The following is a 24,347-nucleotide window of genomic DNA, read 5'->3' on the forward strand; positions in this document are numbered from 1 at the left end:
CAAGGGGTGTGGTCACGGTTAGTGGTCGTAGGCGGTCATTGATCGTTTGATGGGTTGTCCGGTCTTGTCGTTGTGCCAGATCGCGGCCGTGAGCGCGAGGATGCGGCTCAGAACGCGGACGGCCGCCCCTGCGGGGCTTTTGCCGCCGTGTCGTTCCAGGTCGAGCTGGCCTTTGAGTGTCTGGTTGATCGACTCGATGACCTGCCGGAGCGGTTTGAACAGGTGTGCTCCGGCCCGTTCGGGTTCGCCCTTGCGGGCCGGCCGCAGCAGGACCAGGTGACGTTCGGTGAGGTCGCGTTCGAACTCGCGGCCGTAGTAGTGCCTGTCGCCGATGATCGTCTGGCCCGGGTGGGCGGCCATGACGTCGGGGGCTGTGTCGAGCATGTCGCGCAGGGTCTCGCGTTCGTCGGCCTTGGCGCCGGTCAGCGCGAACAGGACCGGCAGGCCGCCGAGGGTGCAGACCAGGTGCAGCCGCAGGCCCCAGAAGTACCGCGAGTGCGACGCGCAGTAGCCGTACTGGGCCCAGCCGGCCAGGTCCGAGCGTTTCGCGGTCTCGCGCGAGCAGCCGCAGCCGACCGGGGTGGAGTCGACCAGCCACACGTCGTCGCTCCACAAGGTCGTGTCGGTCGCCAGGATGCGGATCATGTGGATGAACAGCGACGATGCCGCCCGCAGCCGCTTGCCGTACCCGGACTGCCGGGGCACGTACGGGAACAGGCCGCGGAAGTCCTTGTCGACCCGGCGGATCCAACGCCGCTCGGACGTGTAGCCGAGCAGCGCCGACATGACCGCCAGCGTGAGCAACTCGGCGTCACTGAGCGTGGGCGCGAACCCGACCTTCGGGCGCGGCGGCGCCAGTTCCGGCGAAGCCTTCAAGGTGTCGTCGATCCGGGCATAGAGTGCAGTCGCGAGGGTGTCCAAGTCTTGCATCACAACACGACTGTGGACGCCCTCGCTTCATGTCCGCAGGCAATCCCTTGGACTCATTCATCTAGTCGCCGCCTATATCGCGGCGGGCTACGAAGTGGAGCCTCCTCAACGCTCCGCCACGTACGCGAGGTTGGCCGTGACCGACCGTGCGGCCGGCCGCACGACCAAGGTCGAGTTGGTCGCCGAGTTCCTCGAACACGAGCCGGTAGCAACTGATTTGGGGCCTACGCTGCATCCCGACGATGTGGCCGCCGGTAAGATGAGCGCGCTGTTTTCCCGCGCCGAGGTCCGCGACTTCATCGACGTCGACGCCCTGCTGCGCGCCGGGTACACCCGGGACGGGCTGATCGCGCTCGTGGAGCGGCGTGATGCGGGATTCGACCGGAAGGTGCTGGCCGAGATGCTCGGAGGCATCGGCCGCTTCAATGATCGCCAGTTCTCCGTGTATGGCCCTGGGATCGATGTGGCAGGCGTCCGCAGCCAGTTCGCTGACTGGCAGCGTGAGCTGGAAGGGCCGGCACCTGGTTCTTCTTGGGGAGGCGGCGGGCCAGGACAGGGCGAACTGCCGCCGCTGCCCCCATCACCTCCGTACCGTGCGCCGCAAGCGGGTCCCGCCGGACGTCGGCCGTAAGGGACGCCGGCCCCGCCCGCGGACCCAGGAGGACGCCCGACCATGATTGATTTGGTACTCGTAATGCGCAGGTCAAGGGTTCGATTCCCTTGGGCGGCTCCGACAAAGGCCAGGTCAGACAACGTCTGACCTGGCCTTTTGCGTTTTTGTGGGGGGCGGCTGCGTTGGGGAGGTGGGTCAGTTGGGGGCGGTGGGGGGTTCCGGGGCGGTGGGGGGAGAGGGGAAGGTGCCGGCGAGGGCGGGGGTGGGGACCGAGGGCGGCGTCGGTGGGGCGGGGAGGGCGCGGTCGCCGGGGAGCAGGTGGGCGCAGGTCTCGGCGGCGGCTCGGTAGTGCGAGGAGAACACGTTGACGCCGGTGTCGTTCGGGATCAGCGTCACCCGGCCGTCCGTGCCGATGGTCACGCCGGGGAAGTCGGGGACGCCGTTCGCTCGCATGCAGGCGCTGAATTCCTCGGTTTGGGCGGTGGTGTCGGTGGATCCGGTGGATTCGGTGCCGCCGGTGGCGTCGGTCTGTGGGGTGTGGTCGGTGGCTGTGGGGGGCGACGCCGGGGTGGTGGGGCGGGCGACGGCCGCGTCGGCGGTGTTGGTGACAACCGCGGCGAGAGCCGCGATGCCGACCGTGGCCAGAACGGCTGCGGCCGGCCACGGTGTACGGTGCCGCCTGCCGGATGCGGTGAACTGCCTGGAACGCATGGGGTGTTCCTCTCGGTCCCGGCCGCCGCTCCCGGCGGCCTCGTGGTGGCCAGTCAACGCGGGACCCGGTTACGGCACCGGAACGGCGGGCTTTACCGCGCTGTAACCCGTGATGCCTCATCGTGGGTCCGGCGGCTGCCGAGGGGGAGGAGACGGAATGCGCGTCCTGGTGGTCGAGGATCACCACGACCTCGCCGAGACGCTGGCCGCGGGGCTGCGTCGCGAAGGGATGGCCGTCGACGTCGTGTGGGACGGTACGACGGCCCTGGAGCGCGCGCTCGTTCACCCCTACGCGGTGGTGATCCTGGACCGCGACCTGCCCGGCCTGCATGGCGACCAGGTGTGCCGTTCCCTGCTTGCCGGGGGCGGCACCGCGCGCGTCCTGATGCTCACCGCGGCGGCGACGATCGAGGACCGCGTCGACGGCCTGACCGTGGGAGCGGACGACTACCTGGCCAAACCGTTCGCCTTCGCCGAGCTCGTCGCCCGCGTCCGTGCGTTGGCGAGGCGGTCCCAGCCCGCGGTGCCCCCGGTTCTCGTCCGCGGCGAGCTGCGGGTGGACTCGGCACGGCGGGTCGCCGACCGTGCCGGGCGGCGGCTCGACCTCAGCCCCAAGGAGTTCGCCGTGCTGGAGCTGTTGTTGGCCGCGGAGGGCCGTGTGGTGTCAGCGGAGGAACTGCTGGACCGTGCCTGGGACGAGGCCGCCGACCCGTTCACCCACACGGTCAAGGTGACGGTCAGCCGGCTGCGCCGCAAGCTCGGCGATCCGCCGCTCATCGAGACCGTGCCGCAGGCCGGGTACAGGATTTGACGCGGAATCCGACGTGAAGGCCCGCGTACGTCCGACCATTCGGCTGCGACTGACCGCCGTGTATGGCGTGCTGGTCCTCGCGACGGGCGCACTGCTGCTGGGGCTGACGTACGTCCTCGCGGTGCACGCGCTGCCGTACCTGGGCGTCGAACCGCCGCCGAAGCCCGACCTGACCTTCCCGCCCCAGCCGCCCCAGGCACCGCGGCCACCGACGCCCGGTGCCCACAACACTGCGGACGGACGGCAGTTCCTGATCGCGTCCGGCGTCGCACTCGCCGGAATGACCGCGGTGTCCGTGGGGCTCGGCTGGGTCCTGGCCGGGCGCATGCTGCGTCCCCTGCGCACGATGTCCGCGACCGCACGGGCGATCTCGGCCGCCGACCTGCACCGGCGCCTCGCCGTGCCGGGCGGGCCCGACGACGAGGTCACCGATCTCGCGCGCACGTTCGACGGACTGCTCGAACGGCTGGAGGTGTCGTTCGAGGCCCAGCGGCGGTTCGTCGCCAACGCGTCGCACGAGCTGCGTACGCCCCTGACCTTCGAACGCAGCCTTCTGGAGGTCGCGTTGGCGGACCCGGACGCGTCCGCCGCCGAACTGCGGGACGTGTGCCGACGCGCGCTCGCCAACAACGCCCACCAGGAGCAGGTCATCGAGGCGCTGTTGACGCTGGCCCGAAGCGAGCGGGGGCTGGACGGCCGCTGCGAGGACGTCGACGTGGCGGTGTCGGCGCGCACGGTCCTCGCCACGATGGAGACCGGGGCCCTGCGCGTCGACGCCGACCTGCGTCCGGCCCCGACCAGGGGCGACCCCCGTCTGATCGAACGCCTCGTGACCAACCTGGTGGACAACGCCGTCCGCCACAACGTCCCGCACGGAACGGTCCACATCCACACGGGCCGTCAGGACGGCCGGGCGACGCTGCGGGTCACGAACTCCGGGCCGACGGTCCCGCCGGGCGAGCTGGACCGGTTGTTCCAGCCCTTCCAACGCCTCGACGCGACACGGACCGCGGGAGTCGGCGGTGTGGGACTGGGCCTCGCCATCGTCGCCGCCATCGCGACCGCACACCGCGCCGAACTGGTCACGGTGGCCCGGCCGCAGGGTGGACTCGATGTCCGCGTCACCTTCGCCTGACCGGCCTGCGAGGCGGCGGCCGGGATGCTTCGCAGGCGCAGGCCGGGAGGTGACGTCGGGGAGGGGACCTCGGCTCGTCGTGGTGACGGGCCGTTCTCCTGGTCACTGCGTGTCGGTGCCGCTGCCCTGGTAGGAGCCGAGGCCGTCGATCAGGTCGCTGAGGCCGCTGTCGCCGGCGAACCGGTCGGCGTGCAGCTTGTCGATCCTGGCCTTGAACTCCGGGTCGTCGTCGTCGGTGATGTCGAACGAGACCATGTTGGCGACGAGCGGCAGCCCGGCCTCGTCGATCTGCCGGTGCAGCGGCGCGTAGAGGTAGGTGCGGTAGGCGTCGATGTCCTTCAGCGCGTACGAGGCGCCGTACGTGAACTCGCCGCCGAAGTCGCGGCCCACGACGAAGTGCTCCACGACGTCCAGCTCCCGCCCGAGTCGGCGCATCAGCTCCAGTGCGTGCTCGACGTCCTCCTGGGGGGCGTCGGGCTTGATGGACATGCGCACCTGGTGGTAGATCACGGCGATTCTCCCTGAAAGCGGCTTCTTGCAACGGGTCGTTGCGTTAGTGACGCTAGCAGGAGTCCTGCAATAAACGCAACTGACGGATGCGTTTGATAGGATCGGGATATGGCGAACGATGTATCCGACCAGGTCAAGCACTCGCGCTCCGACGCGGCGACCGCCCGCCCCGGCGGTCGCACCGCCCGCACCGGGCGCGCGGTGATGGACGCGACCATCGCCGAACTCGGCGAGGTGGGGTACGCGGCGCTGCGCATCGAGTCCGTCGCCGAGCGCGCCGGCGTCAACAAGACGACGATTTACCGGCGTTGGGGGGACAAGGCGAATCTCGTCGCCGCAGCCTTCATCGAGCGCCAAGGCGAGGTCTCGCCGCCCGTGGACACCGGCGATCTCCGCGAAGACCTCCTGGCCTTCCTGCGCGAGGTGCGGAAGGCCTTCCAAAGCCCGTGGATCACCGCCCTCATCCGCGAGACGGGCCCCCGCTCCACGGGTGACGACGGCATCCACGAGGTGCTGGACAAGATCTGGCCGGCCCGCTTCGCCCTGTCCCGGGCGATTTTCGTGAACGCCGTCGAACGCGGCGATCTGCCGCCGGACACCGACCCGGACTTCCTGGTCCAGGCCACGGCGGGTCCGCTGTACTTCCGCCAACTCTTCCTCGGCCACGAGCTGACCGACGACTTCCTGGCCCGCACCGCCGACCTGGTCCTCCGCGGGGCGGGCAGCCGCTGACCGCGGGGAACGGCGGGGGCGTTGCTCCCGGTGACGCGCTGATCCCCCCCACGAGGCGGGGGAGACGGGGCCGGGAGACGAGGGCCGGGAGAAGCGGGATGACCGGGGGCGGTGCCCCGCGCCGACGTGGCGGAAGCCGACGTGGCGGAAGCCGACGTGGAGGAAGCCGCGCTTGCCGCGCGGCGGGCGGGGTAGGGGTCGGCCGACCGCGGCGGCCGCGGCGGGTCCGGGGGACAACGCGGGGGGAGGGCGGGGGACTTGGTGTCGGCCGAGCTGAAGACCCTGCTGAGCGGGAACGGGCGGCGTGTCGTGTACGACGACGGCGATGTGCTGTTCCTCGAAGGCGACCGTCCACGCAACGTCCTGCTGGTGGAGGCCGGGCAGGTACGGGTGGTGCGGGGCTCGGTGCACGGGGAAACGGTCACCATCGCGCATCGCGGACCCGGGGAGCTGCTCGGCGAGTTGGCCTGTATCGACGATCAGCCCCGTTCGGCGAGTGTGATCGCCCGGGGGCGGGTCGAGGCGACGGCGATTCCGGTCGGCCAGTTCCGTGAACTGCTTCGCCGACATGCCGAACTCGCTTACGCCGTCCTGGAGTCGGCGGTCGCACGCATCCGGGAGTCGGACCGCCGGCGTGTCGAGTACGGCACTCTCACCGCCGAGTACCGCGTCGCCCGGGCCCTGGTCGACCACGCGCGTCCGGCGCCCGACGGCAGCGGAGCGGTCGCCGCGACGTCGCTGACGCAGCGCGAACTCGCCGACATCACCGGCACATCACGCGAATCGGTGGGGCGCGCGTTGCGTGCCCTCCGGGAGGCCGGCCTCGTCGTGACGAGGCGCGGGACGGTGCTGATCACCGATCTCGACGCGCTGAACCGCCGGTCGTACCGCTGAGCATTCGCCGGTCGTTGTGCGTCAGGTGACGCATACGCGGTCCCCGTCCGCGGGCTTTCCTGGAACAGGCCTCCGGCGGCCCGCCCACGAGGGCGGTGCCCGGGGAGGCCCGGCACCGAGGGGGCGATGGCCATGACCGGGACGGCGTCCGGTACGGGGATCAGCGGGGGCGGGCGCACCGGCTCGGCGACGGCCTCCGGGGGAGCGGACGCGCGGCGCGTTCGGGGGCGGGAGCACGCCCGGGCCGCCGCGCGGGCCGCCGCCCTGCTGCCCCGGGCCACCGCGGAGATCGCCCGGGCCGACGGCAAGGCCGCGGTGCTGCTGGCCGGGACGGGCACGGTGCTGGGTGCCGTGCTCGCCGGCGTCGCCGCGGGCACCTGGACGCCGGCCCGGCTCGACGTGCGGGTCGCGTGGGTGTGGTGGGTGGGCTGTGTGGCGTCGTTGGCGGCCGTGGGCTGCCTGAGTGCGGTGGTTTATCCGCGGCTGCCGCCCAAAGGCCATCGGCCGCAGGGGCCGGTGTTGTATTTCGGCGACGTCGCGGGCTTCGCATCGCCGGCGGTACTGGATGCGGCCCTGGCCCGGCGGGACACGGGCGTCGATCCGCAGGTGACGGAGCTGTGGCACACGGCCCGGATCGCCCACGCCAAATATCTGTTGATCCGACGCGGTTTGTGGCTGCTGCTGATCGCCGCGGCGTGCTGTACGGCGTCGGTTCTGGGCCATGTCGTTCTCCGGTCGCTCCAGGGCGGGGCGTGACGCCGGAAGCGGCGGCATCGGCCACGTTCGGTCGAGCGCACGTTCGAAGCAGGCTCGCGCGGTCCCGGTGCCTCTGTGCGCCCTGTCGGCGTCCCATCCGAACGGTCGATCATGGCGACCGCCGCCGTGGGGCCGCGACACCCACGCCGTACCAAGGAGGTCTCGCATGGATCGCCCCCCTGCCGTTCCGGAGGAAACGCACGCGGACGAAGCGTCCGAGGCGGCGGACGCGGTACCCGCCCAGCGGCCGGAGCCGACGGAATCGACGAAGTCGGCAGAATCGGCGAAGTCGGCGGAACCCGCGCAGTCTGCGGAGTCGACGGAACGAGGGGCGCCTCAGGGACGCCGGGCGGCGGTCGAGGCCCGGGAGGGGATCGAGGACGACTTCGGCGAGGAGTCCCCCGAGTTCAAACACAGCCGCTACCGCAACGACGCCGTCGTCGCGAAGGTCACCACGCGGGCGATGGCGGCCCGGCTGCCGTATCTGATGCGCAAGGCGCTGCGGCTCGGGTGGGACGCGGACCGGCGGGTGCTGATCGCGCTGTTGCTCTGCCAGCTCGCGGCGGGCGTCCTGGAGGCCGCGGGTCTGATGGCGACCACGTCGACGATCACGGCGGTCATCTCGTCGGGCGACATCGGCGAGCGACTGCGGGACGCCGCGCCCGCGCTGACCGTGCTGGCGCTCGCGGTGGGTGCGCGGGCCGGGCTCGGGATCGCGGTGACGTACCTGTCCAAGCGCCTCATGCCGATGATCAGCCGCAAGGCCGAGACGCTGCTGCTGGAGGCGGCGACGAAGGCCGAACTGGCGGCGTACGACCACCCGAGCTTCATGCACGCGTACGAGGCCGCCGACCACGGCGTCCACCAGATGCGCAGGATGCTGACGCAGTCGCAGAACGTCATCGCCGCGACCGCGTCGTTCGTCGCGGCGTCGACGGTGATCGCGTTCCTGCACCCGCTGCTGCTGCCACTGCTGTTGCTCGGTGCGGTGCCGCGTGGGGTGGCGGCGGTCCGTGCGGCACGGATCGAGTACGAGTCGATGGTCAGGACGCGCAACGAGCGCCACATCCTGGCGGTGCTCGGCTGGAACCTGAGCGACAAGTGGGGGGCGAGCCAGCTGCGTTCGTCGACTCTGGCCCCGCATCTGCTGGCCCGGTACGAGCGGGTCGGCGACCGTGTGCAGCGCGTCGTCCAGGAGGCGGCGACCCGCGAGGCGAAGGTGTCGGTCACGGGTGCGCTCGCGGGCGGGTTGGCGGCCGGGCTGGTGTGGGGTGCCGTGTTCTGGCTGCTCGCGACCGACCGTATGAGCGTCGCCGCCGCGGGCACGGCGGTGATCGCGCTGCGGACCGTCGGCACGGCTCTCGGCGGGATCGTCACCGCCGGCACGGACATGTACGCGATCGGCCTCTACCTTGACGACTGGGACCGGTTCCTCACCCAGGCCGGCGGCCACCGCATGAGTGCGCGGCGCGGCACACGCGTCATCACGCGCCCGCGCCGGTTCCGCGCCGAGGGAGTGACCTACGCGTACGCCGCCGAGGCGTCCGACAACGACTCCGGCCACCCCGAGCGGCGCGCGCTCGACGGTGTCGACCTCGACGTCGAAGTGGGCCGCGTGGTCGCGCTGGTCGGCGAGAACGGCAGCGGCAAGTCGACTCTGGTCAATCTCCTCACCGGCCTCTACCTCCCCGACGGCGGGCGGATCACGTGGGACGGCCACGACACCCGCGACCTGGACCCCGAGGAGGCGTTTCGGTACGTCGCCTACCTCACCCAGGACGTCGTGCGCTGGCCGCTGCCGTTCCGCTCGAACATCACGCTGTGCCAGCCGCGCCCCGACCACGACGCGGCGCTGGCCTTCGCGTTGGAGGCATCCGGCTCCGACGAGATCGCGGCGTCGCTGCCGCGGGGGCTGGACACGCTTCTCAGCCAGGAGTTCCTGGGCGGGACGATGCTGTCCGGCGGGCAGTTCCAGCGCATCAACCTCGGACGGGTGTTCTACCGCGACAGCCCGCTGCTTGTGCTGGACGAGCCCACCAGCGCCCTCGATCCCCGAACGGAGCACAAGATCTTCACGCGGCTGCGGGAACACGCCGCCGATCGCGCGGTCGTCCTGGTGACGCATCGGCTCACGAACGTGGCGCACGCCGACGAGATCGTGGTGATGGAGCGGGGCCGGGTCGCCGAACGCGGCACATGCGCCCAACTCCTGAAGAACGACGGCTTGTTCGCGGAGCTGTGGCGCCTCCAGACGGAACGGTGAGCGTGTGCGGTGAAGAACGGCGTACGGAGGGCGCGTGACAGGGCGTGTGCACGGACATGTGCGCCCCTGGCGCGCGCCTCGTACGGGGACACCCCGGGGCGCGCTGCGGCGGCCGAAAACACCATCGCCGACCGCGGCACGGGCGACAATCGGCCCCGGGCGGTGTTCGGCGGATCTCGGCCGGCCCGTGGGGTCCGGTCCGGCGCCGACGCCCGGCCGGCCGACTCCCCTTCGCCACCGCCTCCCGTGCTCCGTCGCTCGTCCGAAAGGCCCTTCGCGTATGGCTCCGCTCAACCCCTGGCTCGTCGAACTCCCGCGCGTCTACAGCGGATCCGCCGTCCTCGTCACCGACGAGCACGACCGGGTGCTGCTGCTGGAGGCGTCGTTCCGCGACGCCTGGCTGCTGCCCGGCGGGTGCCTCGCCGACGACGAGGACCCCAAGACGTGTGCGCGGCGGGAGTTGGCCGAGGAGACCGGGCTCGACCTGTCGATCGGGGCGCTGCTGGACGTGGATTGGCGCGGCGCGGATCCGCGCGAGGAGCATCTGGCGGCACCGGTCGTGCAGTTCCTGTTCGACGCGGGCCGGATCACGTCGGATACGCCGATCGTCCTCGACCATGAATCGCTCAGCGCCCGGTGGTGCACGCTGCCGGAGGCGAAGGAGCTGCTGCCGTCGGTCGCGTACGAGCGCCTGCGTCGGGGGATCGACGCGCGGGTGAACGGCGGTTGCGGGTACGCGGTTTCGGAAGCCGGCCGGTGGGGGTGAGCCGACGCGGCCGAGTCGGTCGGGGCTGAACCGGCCGGGCTGAAGAAGCGCAGGACTGAACGCGCACGGCTGAACCGGCAGGCCTGGACCGGCAGGTCTGAACCCCACTGGGCCTGAATCGCCAAGCCTGAACGGCAGGCCTGGACCGCCGGTCAGCCGCCCGAGGATTCGCGGACGACCAGTTCCGGCTGGAACGTCACCTGCTGGTGTGCGTGCGCGTCCGGGTTCTCGCACTCGTCGAGCAGCAACTCCGCCGCGGTCTGGCCCAGTTGATAGGTCGGCTGGCGTACCGACGTGATCGGGACCGCGGACGCCGCGGCGAATTCGATGTCGTCGTACCCGACGAGAGCCACGTCGTCCGGGATGCGGATGCCGGCCCGCAGCATCTCGCGCATGAACCCCATCGCGAGAAGGTCGTTCGCACACAGCACGGCGCGCGGAAGGTTCTCGGGGCCGCCGGCCAGCAGGCGCCGCGCGGCTTCCGCACCGGAACGGGCGTTCATGGCCGGGACCAGCACGTCGCGGACCGTCGTACCGACGCGCAGCCCGGCCGCCCGCAGCGCCCGGCGCATGCCGGTGCGGCGGTCGTCGCACTGACGGATGGTCAGCGGCCCGCTGACGAACGCGAAGGTCTCGTGTCCGGCGGCGATCAGGTGGTCGGTCGCCAGCAGGCCCCCGGCCACGTCGTCGACGGCCACGGAGCACATGTCGGGGCGCTCGCCGGTGCGGTCGAGCAGCACGACGGCCATGCCGCGCCCGCGCAACGCGTCGACGGGCAGCACCGACTCGTGGGCGGGGGTGACCAGCACCCCGCGGACGCGCTGCTCCTGGAGCACCTGGAGGTATGTCTCCTGCTTGGTCACCGAGTCGTCCGAATTGCACAGGATGACGACCGAGCCGGTGTGGCTGGACACGTCCTCGACCCCGCGGGCGACCTCGGTGAAGAACGGGTTCGCCACGTCGAGCACGATCAGGCCGAGCGCGTTGGTGCGCCCGGCGCGCAGCGACCGCGCGGAGTCGTTGCGGACGAACCCGAGTTGTTCTATCGCGTCCAGCACCCGGGTGCGGGTGGCCTCGGCGACGCGCTCGGGGCGGTTCAACACGTTCGAGACCGTGCCGACCGACACTCCCGCGTGTCTGGCCACTTCCTTGATGCTGGTCGTCATGACGCCAACTGTGGAGAGCGGAATTGAAACGTGTCAAGAGCGTGTGAGCGCGGACACTCGGGTCGAAGGCCCCGGATCGCGCACGCCAGGGCCCACGCTACGGGAAGCGCCCGAATTTTCCCGTTGGCACCCCTTGACGCGACGCGCCGCACCGACCTAACTTCCTGGCAACGTGTATGAAACGTTTCATTGCATGTGCGTGACCTGAACGGGCGACGAGGAGCTGAACCTCATGACCGCTGTACCGACCACTCCCGGGGGCGACCCGCCGGCGACGCCCGTGTTGGCGCTGCGCGACGTCGAGAAGTCCTTCGGCGCGGTGCGTGCGCTCCACGGTGTCTCCCTCGAACTGTTCGCGGGCGAGGCCCACGCCCTGGCCGGGGAGAACGGTGCCGGCAAGTCGACCCTGATCAAGACGCTGGCCGGCGTCCACCGCCCCGACAGCGGCCAGGTGCTGCTGGACGGCGAGCCGGTGACGTTCGGCACCCCGGCCGCCGCCCGGGACGCGGGCGTCGCGGTCATCTACCAGGAGCCGACGCTGTTCCCCGATCTGTCGGTCGCGGAGAACATCTTCATGGGACGCCAGCCGCGCCGCGCGCTCGGCCGGATCGACCGCAGGAGCATGCACCGCACCACGGCCGAGCTGTTCCGCCGCCTCGGGGTCGCCCTCGAACCCGAGCAGCCGGCGCGCGGCCTGTCGATCGCCGACCAGCAGATCGTCGAGATCGCCAAGGCCCTGTCGTTCGACGCGCGCGTACTGATCATGGACGAGCCCACCGCGGCGCTGACCGGCAGCGAGGTCGCCCGGCTGTTCGGCGTCGTCCGGACCCTGCGGGAGCAGGGCGCCGCCGTGCTGTTCATCTCGCACCGGCTCGAAGAGATCTTCGCGCTGTGCCAGCGCGTCACGACGCTGCGCGACGGCCGGTGGATCTCGTCCGAACTCCTCGACGGGCTGACCGAGGACGACCTCGTCCGCCGCATGGTCGGCCGCGACCTGGACTCGCTCTACCCCAAGCAGGACGCGGTCATCGGCACGACCGCGCTGCGCGTCGACCGCCTCACCCGCGAGGGCGTCTTCCGCGACGTCTCCTTCGAGGTGCGCTCGGGCGAGATCGTCGCCCTCGCCGGACTCGTCGGCGCGGGCCGCAGCGAGGTCGCCCGCGCGGTGTTCGGCGTCGACCGGTACGACGCGGGGGGCGTCGAAGTCGTCGGCAAGACGTACAAGACCGCCTCGCCCACCGCCGCGATGGACGCCGGGCTCGCGCTCGTCCCCGAGGACCGGCGTGCGCAGGGCCTGGTCATGGACCTGTCGATCGAGCACAACATGGGCCTGACCCGGCTACACGCGCTGAGCAAGGCCGGGCTGATCGACCGCCGCGCCGAGCACGGCACCGCCCGCGACTGGGCGCTGCGGCTGCAGCTGAAGTACGCCCGGCTGTCCGACGCGGTCGGTGTGCTGTCCGGCGGCAACCAGCAGAAAGTCGTCCTCGCCAAGTGGCTGGCGACCGGCCCGAAGGTACTCATCGTCGACGAGCCCACGCGGGGCATCGACGTCGGTACGAAGTCCGAGGTGCACCGCCTGCTGTCGGGGCTGGCCGCCGAGGGCCTGGCCATCCTCATGATCTCCTCCGACCTGCCCGAGGTTCTCGGGATGGCCGACCGGGTGCTGGTGATGCACGAGGGCCGCATCACCGCGGAGCTGTCCCGGGCGGACGCCACCGAGGAGACCGTCATGGCGGCGGCGACCGGCCGTTCCGGTGCCTCCGCGGGTAACTCGAACGGAAGGGACGCCGCCGCATGACGGCCACGCTCATATCGCCGCCCGCGGCCGAACCGGAGAAAGCCGCCTCGTCGCGCGGTCTCGTCGACAAGGTGTTCCGGGCCCGCGAGCTGACCCTGCTCGTCGCGCTGGTCGCCCTGGTGGTCGGTACGCAGCTCAGCAACTCGCGCTTCCTGTCCGAGCAGGGCGTCAAGGACCTGTTCCTCAACGCGTCGATCCTCGTGCTGCTCGCCGTCGGCCAGTCGGTCGTCGTGGTGACCCGCAACATCGACCTGTCGGTCGGCTCGGTCGTGGGCCTTTCGGCCTTCGCGTGCGGCAAGTTCGCGTCGGGGTCGAGCCACGGTGTGTTCACCGTGGTCCTGATCGGCGTCCTCGTCGGCGTCGCGTGCGGTGTGCTCAACGGGCTGCTCGTCAGCCTCGGGAAAGTGCCGTCGCTGGTGGTGACCCTCGGCACGCTCTACATCATCCAGGGCGTCGACTACTACTGGGCCCAGGGCGAGCAGATCAACGCCGCGACCCTGCCCAAGGGCGTCCTCGACCTCGGCACCGGCAGCGTGCTGGGCATCCCGTACCTGCCGCTGATCGCCGCCGTCGTGCTGCTGGCGACCGGCTGGTATCTGCGCAGCTACCGCACCGGGCGCGAGCTGTACGCGATCGGCTCGAACCCCGAGGCCGCGCGCCTCGCCGGAGTGCGGTCCGGGCAGCGCGTGTTCGCGGCGTACGTCTTCTCCGGCGCGATCGCCGGCCTCGCGGGTGCCCTGTGGCTGTCCCGGTTCGGCACGGTCGTCGCGGACGCCGCGGCCGGCTGGGAACTCCAGGTCGTCAGCGCCGTCGTCGTCGGCGGTGTCGCGATCACCGGCGGTGTCGGGACGGTGTGGGGTGCGGCGCTCGGCGCGCTGCTGCTGACCACGATCGCCAGCTCGCTGGTGGTCCTCAAGGTCGACTCCTTCTGGCAGAAGGCCATCAACGGCGCGCTCCTGCTGGCCGCCATCAGCATCGACCGGATCGTCCAGGTGCGGGTGACCCGCGCACTGCGGAGGAGGAACGCCCGCCATGGCTGACACCCTGACGAAACAGCCGGAGGCACCGGCCGAGGTGTCCGGCGCCAAGTCCGCGGGCTGGCAGCGCTTCCTGCGCTGGGACCTCGCGGTGACCGTCATCCTGATCGCCGTCTTCGGCTTCGGCAGCGCCGACAACGCGTCGTTCGCGACGAGCGGCAACCTGTCGTTCGCGCTCAACGACATCGCCGAGGTCGCCATCATCGCGCTGCCGATGACGCTGCTGGTGGTGTGCGGCGAGGTGGACCTGTCCGTCGCGTCGATGCTGGGCCTGTCCAGCGCGCTGGCCGGATCACTGTGGGACGCCGGCTACACGTTCGAGATGATCATCCCGATCGTGCTGCTGGTCGGACTCGCCGGAGGCCTGGTCAACGGCCTGCTGGTCACCAAGGTCGGCCTGCCGTCGCTCGCGGTCACGATCGGCACGATGACGCTGTATCGCGGGCTCGCGTCCGTGGTGCTGGGCACCAAGGCCGTCGCGGAGTTCCCGCAGGAGTACGCCGACCTCACACAGCGCACGGTGTTCGGGTTCATCCCGTTCCCCATGGCCCTGTTCGCGATCCTCGCGGCGGTCACCGCCGTCGTGCTGCACGCGACCGGTATCGGCCGGGCGATGTTCGCCGTCGGCGCGCAGGAGGAGGCCGCGTATTTCGCGGGCATCCGCGTCAAGCGCATCAAGCTCGCGCTGTTCGCCCTCACCGGCGTCGTCGCGGCGTTCGCCGGGCTGGTCTTCACGCTCCGCTACGGCAGCGCCCGCGCCGACAACGGGATGGGCTTCGAGATGACCGTCATCGCGGCGGTGCTGCTCGGCGGCGTCGACTTCAACGGCGGCAAGGGCACGCTCCTCGGCGTCGTCTCCGGCCTGCTGCTGATCGCCGTGCTGCGCAATCTGCTCACCCTCAACGACGTGGCGAACGAAGTCCAGTCGATCGTCACCGGCGTGCTGCTCGTCGTCTCCGTGCTGACCCCGAGGGCCATCCAGGCCATCGGGCAGCGGCGACGCCGATCGGGTCCCGCGCCCGCGTGACCCGCGGCGCCGCCGCCTCGGCGGCCACCGTCTCCGCCCTGCCCCCACCCCCCCGGAATCACTGACCCTCGAAGGACGACCATGAACCTCGGAATCACGGGCCGCCGCACCACAGCGGCCGTCGCCGCGGCGACCGTTCTCGGTCTCACCGTCGCCGGCTGCTCCGGCACCAGCAAGAACGACAGCAAGTCCGACTCCGGCGCCGCCGGCAGCACGGCCAGCGCCGACCCGAACGCGGAGCTGAAGACCGGCCTCAAACTGGCCTTCCTGCCCAAGCAGATCAACAACCCGTACGAGACCATCACCGGCGAGTCGGGTGTCGCGGCGGCCAAGGAGATAGGCAGCGAGGCCAAGCGCGTCGGCCCGTCGGACGCCAACGCGTCGTCGCAGGTGTCGTACATCAACACCCTGATCCAGCAGAAGCAGGACGCGATCATGATCGCGGCCAACGACTCCAACGCCGTGTGCGGCCCGCTCAAGCAGGCGATGTCGAAGGACATCAAGGTCGTCGCGTACGACTCCGACACCGCCAAGGACTGCCGCCAGCTCTTCATCAACCAGGCGAACTCGGAGGAGGTGGGCCGCAGCCTGGTGCAGAACGTCGCGAAGCAGATCGACTACAAGGGCAAGATCGCGATCCTGTCGGCGACGCAGAACGCCACGAACCAGAACACCTGGATCGAGTACATGAAGCAGGAGCTGGCCAAGCCCGAGTACAAGGACATGCAGCTCGTCAAGGTCGCGTACGGCGACGACGACGACCAGAAGTCCTTCCAGGAGACGCAGGGTCTGCTTCAGGCCAACCCGGACCTGCGCGCGATCGTCGCCCCGACCACCGTCGGCATCTCGGCCGCGGCCCGCTACATCGACGGCTCGCAGTACAAGGGCAAGGTCGTCGTGAACGGCCTGGGCACCCCGAACCAGATGCGGCAGTTCGTCAAGAGCGGCACCGTCGAGCAGTTCTCGCTGTGGGACCCGAAGAAGCTCGGCAAGCTCGCCGTCTACTCGGCCGCCGCGCTGGCCTCCGGTCGGATCACCGGTGCCGAGGGCGAGAAGTTCACCGCCGGTGACCTGGGTGAATACACCATCGGCAAGGACGGCGAGGTCATCCTCGGCCCGCCGACGGTCTTCAACGCGCAGAACATCGACCAGTACGACTTCTGATCACCGCCGGTCGGATCGGGTCGGAGTCCCCACCGGAAACCAGTCGGAAAGGGATCGGGGCAGCCATGACGAGCGGCACACCGGAGAACGACGGGCAGCGCGTCTGCTTCGTCCTCCAGGTCCGTCGGGAACGCATCGAGGAGTACCGGGCACGGCACGCCGCCGTGTGGCCGGAAATGCGCGCGGCACTCGCCGCCGCCGGGTGGCACAACTACTCGCTCTTCCTGCGCCCCGACGGGCTGCTCGTCGGCTACCTCGAAACCCCCGACTTCGACGCCGCCCGCGCGGCCATGGACGCCACCGAGGTCAACGCCCGCTGGCAGGCCGAGATGGGCGACCTGTTCGAACCCCTCGACGGGCAGCGGCCCGACGAGGCCATGGCCCCGCTCGACGAGGTCTTCCACCTCGCGTGAGCCTTCCCGGGCGGAACGCCGCCCCCGCGGAACCTTGTACGCAGCACACCAGCAGCAGACGCAGCAGGAGAGTTGAAGCGATGACCGAGCAGGACGGGCAAGACGTCAGGACGCGGCTCCGCACCCAGCGGATCGAGACACCGTCGTGGGCGTACGGCAACTCCGGCACGCGCTTCAAGGTGTTCGCGCAACAGGGCGTTCCCCGCGACCCGTTCGAGAAGCTGTCGGACGCCGCCCAGGTGCACGCCCACACCGGTGTGGCACCGACGGTGTCCCTGCACATCCCGTGGGACAAGGTCGACGACTACGCCGCTCTCGCCAAGCACGCCGAGGACGTGGGCGTCGCGATCGGCGCGATCAACTCCAACGTGTTCCAGGACGACGACTACATGCTGGGCTCGGTCACCAACCCCGACCCCCGCGTGCGCCGCAAGGCGACCGACCACCTGCTCGAATGCGTCGACGTCATGGACGCGACCGGTTCGCGCGACCTCAAGCTGTGGTTCTCCGACGGTACGAACTACCCCGGCCAGGACGGCATCCGCGAGCGCCAGGACCGCCTCGCCGAGGCGCTGGCCGAGGTGTACGCGCGGCTCACGGGCGACCAGCGGATCATCCTGGAGTACAAGCTCTTCGAGCCGGCGTTCTACACGACCGACGTCCCGGACTGGGGCACCGCGTACGCGCACTGCCTCAAACTCGGCGAGCGCGCCAAGGTCGTCGTCGACACCGGCCACCACGCGCCGGGCACCAACATCGAGTTCATCGTCGCGTTCCTGCTGCGCGAGGGGAAGCTGGGCGCGTTCGACTTCAACTCCCGCTTCTACGCCGACGACGACCTCATGGTCGGCGCCGCCGACCCGTTCCAGCTCTTCCGCATCATGCACGAGGTCGTGCGCGGCGGCGGCCTGGACGACGCGTCCGAGGTCGCGTTCATGCTCGACCAGTGCCACAACATCGAGCCGAAGATCCCCGGCCAGATCCGCTCGGTGATGAACGTCCAGGAGGCCACCGCCAAGGCGCTGCTCGTCGACGCCGACGCGCTGGCCGCCGCGCAGCGGTCCGGCGACGTGCTCGGCGCCAACGCGGTGCTGATGGACGCGTACAACACCGACGTGCGCCCGCTGCTCGCCGAACTCCGCGCCGAGCAGGGCCTCGCACCCGACCCGATGGCCGCGTTCGCCGCGTCCGGCTACGCCGAGCGCATCCGCGCCGAGCGGGTCGGCGGCACGCAGGCCGGCTGGGGCGCCTGAACCGACTCCTCTGATGCGCAACGCCGTCCGTACCTACGTCACCTAGGGGCAGACCTTATGAAGCCACCGACCCACCCGGCGGTGGAAGACCTGTTGAACCGCTCGCACACTCTCGGAGCGGATCCGCGCAACACCAACTACGCGGGAGGCAACACCTCCGCCAAAGGCACCGACCGTGACCCGGTCACCGGGCAGCCGGTCGACCTGATGTGGGTCAAGGGCTCCGGCGGCGACCTCGGCACCCTGACCGAGGCCGGGCTCGCGGTGCTGCGCCTCGACCGGTTGCGCGCGCTCGTCGACGTCTACCCGGGCGTCGACCGCGAGGACGAGATGGTCGCGGCGTTCGACTTCTGCGCACACGGCAAGGGCGGCGCGGCCCCCTCGATCGACACCGCGATGCACGGCCTGGTCGAGGCCGCGCACGTCGACCACCTGCACCCGGACTCCGGCATCGCGCTGGCGACCGCGGCGGACGGCGAGAAGCTGACCGCGGAGTGCTTCGGCGACCGCGTGGTGTGGGTGCCGTGGCGTCGCCCCGGATTCCAGCTCGGCCTGGACATCGCGTCGATCAAGGAGGCGAACCCGCAGGCGATCGGATGCGTTCTCGGCGGACACGGCATCACCGCGTGGGGCGACACCTCCGAGGAATGCCAGGCGAATTCGCTCCACATCATCCGCACCGCCGAGGCGTTCATCGCCGAGCGGTTCGACGCGGCCCGGCACCCGTTCGGCGCCGAACTCCCGGCGTACGCACCGCTTCCCGACGACGCGCGCCGTGCCCGTGCCGCCGAACTCGCGCCGCTGCTGCGGGGGTTGGCGTCGACGGACCGGCCGCAGGTCGGCCACTTCACCGACTCCGACGTGGTCCTGGACTTCGTGGCCCGCGCCGAGCACCCGCGGCTCGCCGAGCTGGGCACGTCCTGCCCCGACCACTTCCTGCGGACCAAGGTGCGTCCGCTCGTCCTGGACACCGCCCCCGACGCGCCGCTCGACGACGTGACCGCCCGGCTGCGGGAGCTGCACGAGGCCTACCGCGAGGAGTACGCCGCGTACTACCGGCGGCACGCCACGCCCGACTCCCCGGCGATGCGCGGCGCCGACCCGGCGATCGTGCTGGTGCCCGGCATCGGGATGTTCTCGTACGGCAAGGACAAGCAAACCGCCCGTGTCGCCGGCGAGTTCTACGTCAACGCGATCAACGTGATGCGCGGCGCGGAGACGATCTCAACCTACGCGCCGATCGAGGAATCCGAGAAGTTCCGCATCGAGTACTGGGCGCTCGAAGAGGCCAAGCTCGCGCGGATGCCCAAGCCGAAGCCGCTCGCCACGCGCGTCGCGCTGGTGACGGGCGCGGGTTCCGGCATCGGCAAGGCCATCGCGACCCGCCTGGTCGCCGAGGGCGCGTGCGTGGTCGTCGCCGACCTCAACGCGGAGGCCGCCGCGACCGTCGCCGCCGAACTCGGCGGCCCGGACAAGGCCGTCGCCGTCACGGTCGACGTCACCGACGAGGAGCGGATCAAGGCCGCGTTCGCGTCCGCCGCGCTGGCGTTCGGCGGCGTGGACCTGGTCGTCAACAACGCCGGTCTGTCGGTGTCGAAGCCGCTGCTGGAGACCACCGCCCGCGACTGGGACCTCCAGCACGACGTCATGGCACGCGGCTCGTTCCTCGTCTCGCGCGAGGCCGCCCGCGTCATGATCGACCAGAGGATCGGCGGCGACATCGTCTACATCGCGTCCAAGAACGCCGTCTTCGCCGGCCCCAACAACATCGCCTACAGCGCCACCAAGGCCGACCAGGCCCACCAAGTGCGCCTGCTGGCAGCGGAGTTGGGCGAGCACGGCATCCGTGTCAACGGCATCAACCCGGACGGCGTGGTGCGCGGCTCCGGCATCTTCGCCGGCGGCTGGGGCGCCAAGCGCGCCGCGGTCTACGGCGTCGAGGAGGAGAAGCTCGGCGAGTTCTACGCCCAGCGCACGCTGCTGAAGCGCGAGGTCCTTCCCGACCACGTCGCCAACGCCGTCTTCGCCCTCACCGGCGGCGACCTCTCGCACACCACGGGCCTGCACATCCCCGTGGACGCGGGCGTCGCCGCGGCGTTCCTGCGCTAGGCGCGCCGCGCCGTTTTCCCCGCGACCGCCGGCGGGGCGGGGGCCGAGTCCTTGCCCCTGGGGACTCACCCGCCCCGCCGGCACCGCCACTTCGTGGCACCCGCACGACCGCTCCAGAAAGGACCGCGCCACCATGGCCGTCACCCCGGACCCCGCCGCCGCCTTCACGCGCGTACCCGCCGTGGCACGACGGCCGAAGATCGGCCTGGTCGCGGGCGGACTCGGCGCGTACTGGCCGCAGTTCCCCGACCTGCTGCCGCAACTGCGGCGCTCCGCCGAGCGGGTCGCGGAGCGGATGGGCGCGTTCGACGCCGACGTGGTCGACGTCGGCTTCATCTCCGACGCGCAGGAGGGCGCGGCGGCGGCCGAGCGGCTGCGGCGCGAGGGCTGCGACCTGATCGTCGGCTTCCTCACCACCTACATGACCGCGACCATGCTGGTCCCGATCGCGCAGCGGTCCGGCGCGCCGGTCCTGCTGATCAACCTCCAGCCGACCGAGTCGATGGACCACGCGACGTTCGACACCGGCGCGTGGCTCGCCTACTGCGGGGCCTGCCCGCTGCCGGAGATGGCCAACGCGTTCCGGCGCGTGGGCGTCGAATTCCGGTCGGTGTCCGGCCACTTGGAGGACGAGAACGCGTGGCGGCGGATCGGCCGCTGGATCCGTGCGGCGGGGGTGCGCTCGGTGCTGCGCAACGGCCGCCACGGTCTGATGGGGCACCTGTACCCGGGGATGTACGACGTCTCGTCCGATCCGACCATGGTCGCCGCGCACGCGGGCGGGCACGTCGAGATCGTCGAGTTCGACGACCTGCGCGTACGCGTCGCCGACGTCACCGACGACCAGGTCGCCGCGAAACTCGCCGAGACCCGCGAGACGTTCGAGCTCGACGCGTCCGTGAAGTCCGACGACCTGGAATGGGCGGCACGCGTCTCGGTCGGCCTCGACCGCCTTGTCGCCGACTTCGACCTCGACACGCTCGCGTACTACCACCGCGGCCTCGACGGCGAACTCCACGAACGCCTCGGCGCCGGCATGATCCTCGGCGCGTCCTTGCTGACCGCGCGCGGCATCCCCACCTGCGGCGAGTACGAACTCCGCACCTCGCTCGCGATGCTGATCGCCGACCGCCTCGGCGCGGGCGGCTCGTTCACCGAACTGCAGGCGCTGGACTTCGGTGCGGGCGTCGTCGAAATGGGCCACGACGGCCCCGGCCACCTCGCCATCAGCGAACGCCGCCCGTTGCTGCGCGGCCTCGGCGTCTACCACGGCAAGCGCGGCTGGGGCGTGTCGGTCGAATTCGACGTCAAGCACGGCCCGGTGACGCTGGTGGGCCTGTCCCAGACGTACGACGGCCGCTTCGAACTCGTCGCGTCCGAAGGCACCGTCGTCGACGGCCCGCTGCTCGCCATCGGCAACACCACCTCGCGCGTCGACTTCGGACGCGACCCGGGGGAGTGGACCGACGCGTGGAGCGCCACCGGCATCCACCACCACTGGGCGCTGGCCACCGGCCACCTGGTCGAGGACCTTCGTGCGGTCTCCGACCTGACCGGCCTCCGCCTCGTGACCGTCTGACACCTCGCAGCTTTCTGGAGATCACCGTGACCACCCCGCCATCCGTCTTCGCCGCCGTCGACATCGGCGGCTCCAGCGGACGCGTCATCGCGGGGCGGGTGGCACCCGGAGTGCTCGAACTCGACGAGGTACACCGCTTCGTCAACCGCCCGGTGCGCGTGCGTGGGACGCTCCACTGGGACATCCTCGGCCTCTACGGCGAAGCCCTCGAAGGGCTGCGCAAGCTGGGGGTCTCGCGTACGCCCGCCTCGATCGGCATCGACACCTGGGCGGTCGACTACGGCCTGCTGGACGCGCGCGGCGCCTTGATGGGGAACCCGGTCCACTACCGCGACACGCGCACCGACGGGGTCATGAACCGCGTCCTGGAGACCGTCCCCCGCTCCGACGTCTACGCCGCGACGGGACTGCAGTTCCTCCCCTTCAACACGATCTACCAACTCGCCGCCGAGAGTTCCGCCCGCCTGGACGAGGCCACGGGCCTGCTCCTGATCCCCGACCTGCTGGCGTACTGGCTGACCGACTGCTCGGGCGCGGAACGCACCAACGCCTCGACCACGCAGCTGTACGACGTACGCACCGGCACCTGGTCGACGGAACTCGCCGCCCGCGCCGGCATCCCCGCGCGCCTCCTGCCGCCCCTGCGCGACCCCGGCACGGTCATCGGCCCGCTCACCGCCGACGCCGCCGAGGCCACCGGACTCGACCCGGCCACGCCCGTCGTCGCGGTCGGCTCCCACGACACCGCGTCCGCGGTCGTCGGCGTCCCCGCCACCGGCCGCGACTTCGCCTACATCTCGTGCGGCACGTGGTCCCTGGTCGGCGTCGAACTCGACAAGCCCGTCCTGACGCCCGAAAGCCGCGAGGCCAACTTCACCAACGAGGTCGGCGTCGACGGCACCATCCGCTACCTCCGCAACGTGATGGGCCTGTGGCTCCTCCAGGAGTGCGTCCGCGTGTGGGCCGCCCAAGGCCTGCCCGCCGACCTCCCCACGCTCCTCGAACAGGCCTCCGTGGAAAGGCCGTTCCGGTCGGTCATCGACCCCGACGACCCGGAGTTCCTGCCTCCCGGCGACATGCCCGCCCGCATCGCGCGCTACTGCCGCCGCACCGGCCAGCCGACCCCGGAAACCCCCGCGGCCGTCGTCCGCTGCATCATCGAAAGCCTGGCCCTGGCCTACCGCCGCACCCTCCAGGACGCGGTCCGCCTGTCCGGCACCCCGGTCGAGACCATCCACCTCGTCGGCGGCGGCGCCCGGAACGCCCTGCTCTGCCAACTCACCGCCGACGCCTGCGGAATCCCCGTCGTCGCGGGCCCGGTCGAGGCCACCGCCATCGGCAACCTCATGATGCAGGCCCGCGCCGCGGGCGTCGTCGGCGACCTCGCCGAAACCCGCGCCCTGATCGCCGCGACCTGCGAACTCCGCCGCTACGAACCGACCGGCAACCCCACCCGCTGGGACACCTACGAACTGGGCGCTCACTGGGCGGTCGGAAACCGCTGAGCCGCCCTACCGGTTCAGCCCACGACGCCGGTCACCGGTCCCCGCACGCACCGCCGCCGAACAGCCCACGGCCGACGACGAAGATGCGGCGACACGGCGCGTCTGTGAACAGCCGAACGAGCCGTCGTCTCGTGACGGACCGCAGAATCGCCACCCACCGCCGCCGCCTGCGGGCCCTCCCGACAAGCCGACGGTCCACCTCCGCGGTACCGACCTCCGCGACGCCGACCTCTGCCGGACTCCGCCGCCCGCGTGACCCGGCGGACGTGCACCGCGCGCCCGACGTCGCGGTCGCTCCGCCATGTCGGGTCGAACCGCTTGAATCTCGCCACGGAAGCACCCGCGACCGAGCGAACGATCTTGCGTGGAGGAGGATTTCCCTTGGGAGCCAAGACCGGTCTGCTGGCGTTCGCCGCAGGAAGTATCGGCGACGCACTACGGAGCCGTCCCGCACACGACGATCGCGCGCGGGCCGAGACGATCGTGCGGAGGTTGTATCCCGGTTGGCGGATCACGGCTGAGGAGGAGGAACACTCCAACCTGAGCGAGTCGGCGTATCCGTCCGAAGGCGTCGCGTATGCCGTGTCCTTCCCCGGCGTGGACATACTCTGCGACCGCAAGGTCATGGTCGACTATCCATCGCAACTACCGTCCCACTACGTGGAGTCGGCGGAGGGCCGTACCGTCGTTCTGCACGCGATGCACAGCGTGGTCGACTGGCTGGCGTTCGCGGTCTGGCGCGATGGCGTGCTCGTGCGTTCGTTGAGCCTTTCGCCCGATGGCGGGGTGAGGGAGGACATCGGGGAGCGGCTTCCCTTCGAGGAGCGGTTCTGGTCCGGTGCGTGCCCGGTGGAACCCGACCCCGGGTGGCCGAACCAGGCCCCCTACCCCTTGCCCTTCCACCCCTTGGAACTCGGTGAGGAAGCACTCCGCGAGCTTTTCGGCTTCGTCATGGAGGGTCGGCCCGAGTCGGACGACATCGATGCTTTCGACGTCCCGGTCCACCGATTCCGTCTCACCGATCCGGAGGGACCGACGCCGGAACAGCGCAAGGCCGAACGCGACGCCCGCGTCGCCGCGATGGGGCCTCCTCTCCGGTTCCGGAGGGAAGGCGGCCGATGGGTGGAGATCGACGAGCCGTGATCCGTCGGCACCCGCGCGACCGGGCCGTC

22 protein-coding genes are annotated in these 24,347 nt (G+C 71.0%); 18 read left to right on the plus strand and 4 right to left on the minus strand.

Translation table 11 applies throughout. The annotated features are described in order from the left end of the window. Nucleotides 1-18 precede the first annotated feature (18 nt). Nucleotides 19-933, minus strand: a complete 915-nt coding sequence (locus LO772_RS19425) for an IS982 family transposase (RefSeq protein WP_231773292.1) — start codon at nt 931-933, stop codon at nt 19-21. Between the two features lie 133 nt (nt 934-1,066). On the opposite strand from LO772_RS19425, the gene LO772_RS19430 reads away from it, so the two are divergent. Continuing rightward, nucleotides 1,067-1,561: a nucleotidyl transferase AbiEii/AbiGii toxin family protein gene (locus LO772_RS19430; protein WP_231773293.1), complete on the plus strand. Its 495-nt coding sequence runs from the start codon at nt 1,067-1,069 to the stop codon at nt 1,559-1,561. 177 nt (nt 1,562-1,738) lie between these two features. Here the strand turns inward: LO772_RS19430 and LO772_RS19435 are convergent, their stop codons facing one another. After that, nucleotides 1,739-2,254 carry a hypothetical protein gene (locus tag LO772_RS19435; protein WP_231773294.1) on the minus strand — a complete coding sequence of 172 codons (516 nt, stop codon included), beginning with the start codon at nt 2,252-2,254 and terminating at the stop codon, nt 1,739-1,741. Between the two features lie 157 nt (nt 2,255-2,411). On the opposite strand from LO772_RS19435, the gene LO772_RS19440 reads away from it, so the two are divergent. Together LO772_RS19440 and LO772_RS19445 are read left to right on the plus strand one after the other, a co-directional pair. After that, nucleotides 2,412-3,065 (plus strand): response regulator transcription factor, encoded by a 654-nt coding sequence (locus tag LO772_RS19440; RefSeq protein WP_231773295.1) that lies wholly within the window; start codon nt 2,412-2,414, stop codon nt 3,063-3,065. A 13-nt stretch (nt 3,066-3,078) separates the two neighbouring features. Next, nucleotides 3,079-4,200: a sensor histidine kinase gene (locus LO772_RS19445; protein ID WP_231773296.1), complete on the plus strand. Its 1,122-nt coding sequence runs from the start codon at nt 3,079-3,081 to the stop codon at nt 4,198-4,200. Between the two features lie 102 nt (nt 4,201-4,302). Here LO772_RS19445 and LO772_RS19450 read toward each other — a convergent pair whose 3' ends face one another. Continuing rightward, nucleotides 4,303-4,710, minus strand: a complete 408-nt coding sequence (locus LO772_RS19450) for a Dabb family protein (protein WP_231773297.1) — start codon at nt 4,708-4,710, stop codon at nt 4,303-4,305. Between the two features lie 108 nt (nt 4,711-4,818). On the opposite strand from LO772_RS19450, the gene LO772_RS19455 reads away from it, so the two are divergent. The 5 genes from LO772_RS19455 to LO772_RS19475 all read left to right on the plus strand — a co-directional run bounded on the left by LO772_RS19455 (nt 4,819) and on the right by LO772_RS19475 (nt 10,121). Further along, nucleotides 4,819-5,442 (plus strand): TetR/AcrR family transcriptional regulator, encoded by a 624-nt coding sequence (locus tag LO772_RS19455; protein WP_231773298.1) that lies wholly within the window; start codon nt 4,819-4,821, stop codon nt 5,440-5,442. A gap of 261 nt (nt 5,443-5,703) precedes the next feature. Further along, a complete protein-coding gene (locus LO772_RS19460) occupies nt 5,704-6,336 on the plus strand; it encodes a Crp/Fnr family transcriptional regulator (protein ID WP_231773299.1) in 633 nt (210 codons plus the stop codon). A gap of 132 nt (nt 6,337-6,468) precedes the next feature. After that, entirely contained in the window at nt 6,469-7,092 is a 624-nt protein-coding gene (locus tag LO772_RS19465) for a Pycsar system effector family protein (RefSeq protein ID WP_231773300.1), read from the plus strand. A 166-nt stretch (nt 7,093-7,258) separates the two neighbouring features. Beyond that, complete coding sequence (locus tag LO772_RS19470; RefSeq protein WP_231773301.1) at nt 7,259-9,355, plus strand: ABC transporter ATP-binding protein; 2,097 nt, start codon at nt 7,259-7,261, stop codon at nt 9,353-9,355. Nucleotides 9,356-9,635: 280 nt separating this feature from the next. Next, the gene (locus LO772_RS19475; RefSeq protein WP_231773302.1) at nt 9,636-10,121 is read left to right on the plus strand and encodes an NUDIX domain-containing protein; all 486 of its coding nucleotides are present in this window, start codon (nt 9,636-9,638) and stop codon (nt 10,119-10,121) included. Nucleotides 10,122-10,273: 152 nt separating this feature from the next. Here LO772_RS19475 and LO772_RS19480 read toward each other — a convergent pair whose 3' ends face one another. Then, on the minus strand, nt 10,274-11,287 hold the full coding sequence (locus tag LO772_RS19480; protein WP_231773303.1) for a LacI family DNA-binding transcriptional regulator: 1,014 nt from the start codon (nt 11,285-11,287) through the stop codon (nt 10,274-10,276). A gap of 232 nt (nt 11,288-11,519) precedes the next feature. On the opposite strand from LO772_RS19480, the gene LO772_RS19485 reads away from it, so the two are divergent. The 10 genes from LO772_RS19485 (at nt 11,520) to LO772_RS19530 (ending at nt 24,318) form a co-directional block, all read left to right on the plus strand. Continuing rightward, nucleotides 11,520-13,088 carry a sugar ABC transporter ATP-binding protein gene (locus tag LO772_RS19485; protein ID WP_231773304.1) on the plus strand — a complete coding sequence of 523 codons (1,569 nt, stop codon included), beginning with the start codon at nt 11,520-11,522 and terminating at the stop codon, nt 13,086-13,088. Further along, nucleotides 13,085-14,128, plus strand: a complete 1,044-nt coding sequence (locus LO772_RS19490) for an ABC transporter permease (protein WP_231773305.1) — start codon at nt 13,085-13,087, stop codon at nt 14,126-14,128. Before LO772_RS19485 ends, LO772_RS19490 begins: the two co-directional genes overlap by 4 nt. Next, nucleotides 14,121-15,152, plus strand: a complete 1,032-nt coding sequence (locus LO772_RS19495) for an ABC transporter permease (RefSeq protein WP_231773306.1) — start codon at nt 14,121-14,123, stop codon at nt 15,150-15,152. The genes LO772_RS19490 and LO772_RS19495 overlap by 8 nt, the downstream gene beginning before the upstream one ends. Nucleotides 15,153-15,233: 81 nt before the next feature. After that, nucleotides 15,234-16,316, plus strand: coding sequence for a rhamnose ABC transporter substrate-binding protein (rhaS, locus tag LO772_RS19500; RefSeq protein ID WP_231773307.1), 1,083 nt, complete (start codon nt 15,234-15,236; stop codon nt 16,314-16,316). 65 nt (nt 16,317-16,381) lie between these two features. Continuing rightward, nucleotides 16,382-16,729, plus strand: coding sequence for an L-rhamnose mutarotase (locus LO772_RS19505; RefSeq protein ID WP_231773308.1), 348 nt, complete (start codon nt 16,382-16,384; stop codon nt 16,727-16,729). A gap of 80 nt (nt 16,730-16,809) precedes the next feature. Continuing rightward, nucleotides 16,810-17,982 (plus strand): L-rhamnose isomerase, encoded by a 1,173-nt coding sequence (gene rhaI / locus LO772_RS19510; RefSeq protein WP_231773309.1) that lies wholly within the window; start codon nt 16,810-16,812, stop codon nt 17,980-17,982. Nucleotides 17,983-18,039: 57 nt separating this feature from the next. Further along, entirely contained in the window at nt 18,040-20,091 is a 2,052-nt protein-coding gene (locus LO772_RS19515; protein WP_231773310.1) for a bifunctional aldolase/short-chain dehydrogenase, read from the plus strand. A 133-nt stretch (nt 20,092-20,224) separates the two neighbouring features. After that, complete coding sequence (locus LO772_RS19520; RefSeq protein WP_231773311.1) at nt 20,225-21,670, plus strand: L-fucose/L-arabinose isomerase family protein; 1,446 nt, start codon at nt 20,225-20,227, stop codon at nt 21,668-21,670. A gap of 26 nt (nt 21,671-21,696) precedes the next feature. Continuing rightward, a complete protein-coding gene (locus tag LO772_RS19525) occupies nt 21,697-23,175 on the plus strand; it encodes a rhamnulokinase (protein ID WP_231773312.1) in 1,479 nt (492 codons plus the stop codon). 381 nt (nt 23,176-23,556) lie between these two features. Then, nucleotides 23,557-24,318: a DUF6928 family protein gene (locus tag LO772_RS19530; protein ID WP_231773313.1), complete on the plus strand. Its 762-nt coding sequence runs from the start codon at nt 23,557-23,559 to the stop codon at nt 24,316-24,318. The last annotated feature ends 29 nt before the right edge of the window (nt 24,319-24,347 follow it).

The organism is Yinghuangia sp. ASG 101 (assembly GCF_021165735.1).
Classification (GTDB): domain Bacteria; phylum Actinomycetota; class Actinomycetes; order Streptomycetales; family Streptomycetaceae; genus Yinghuangia.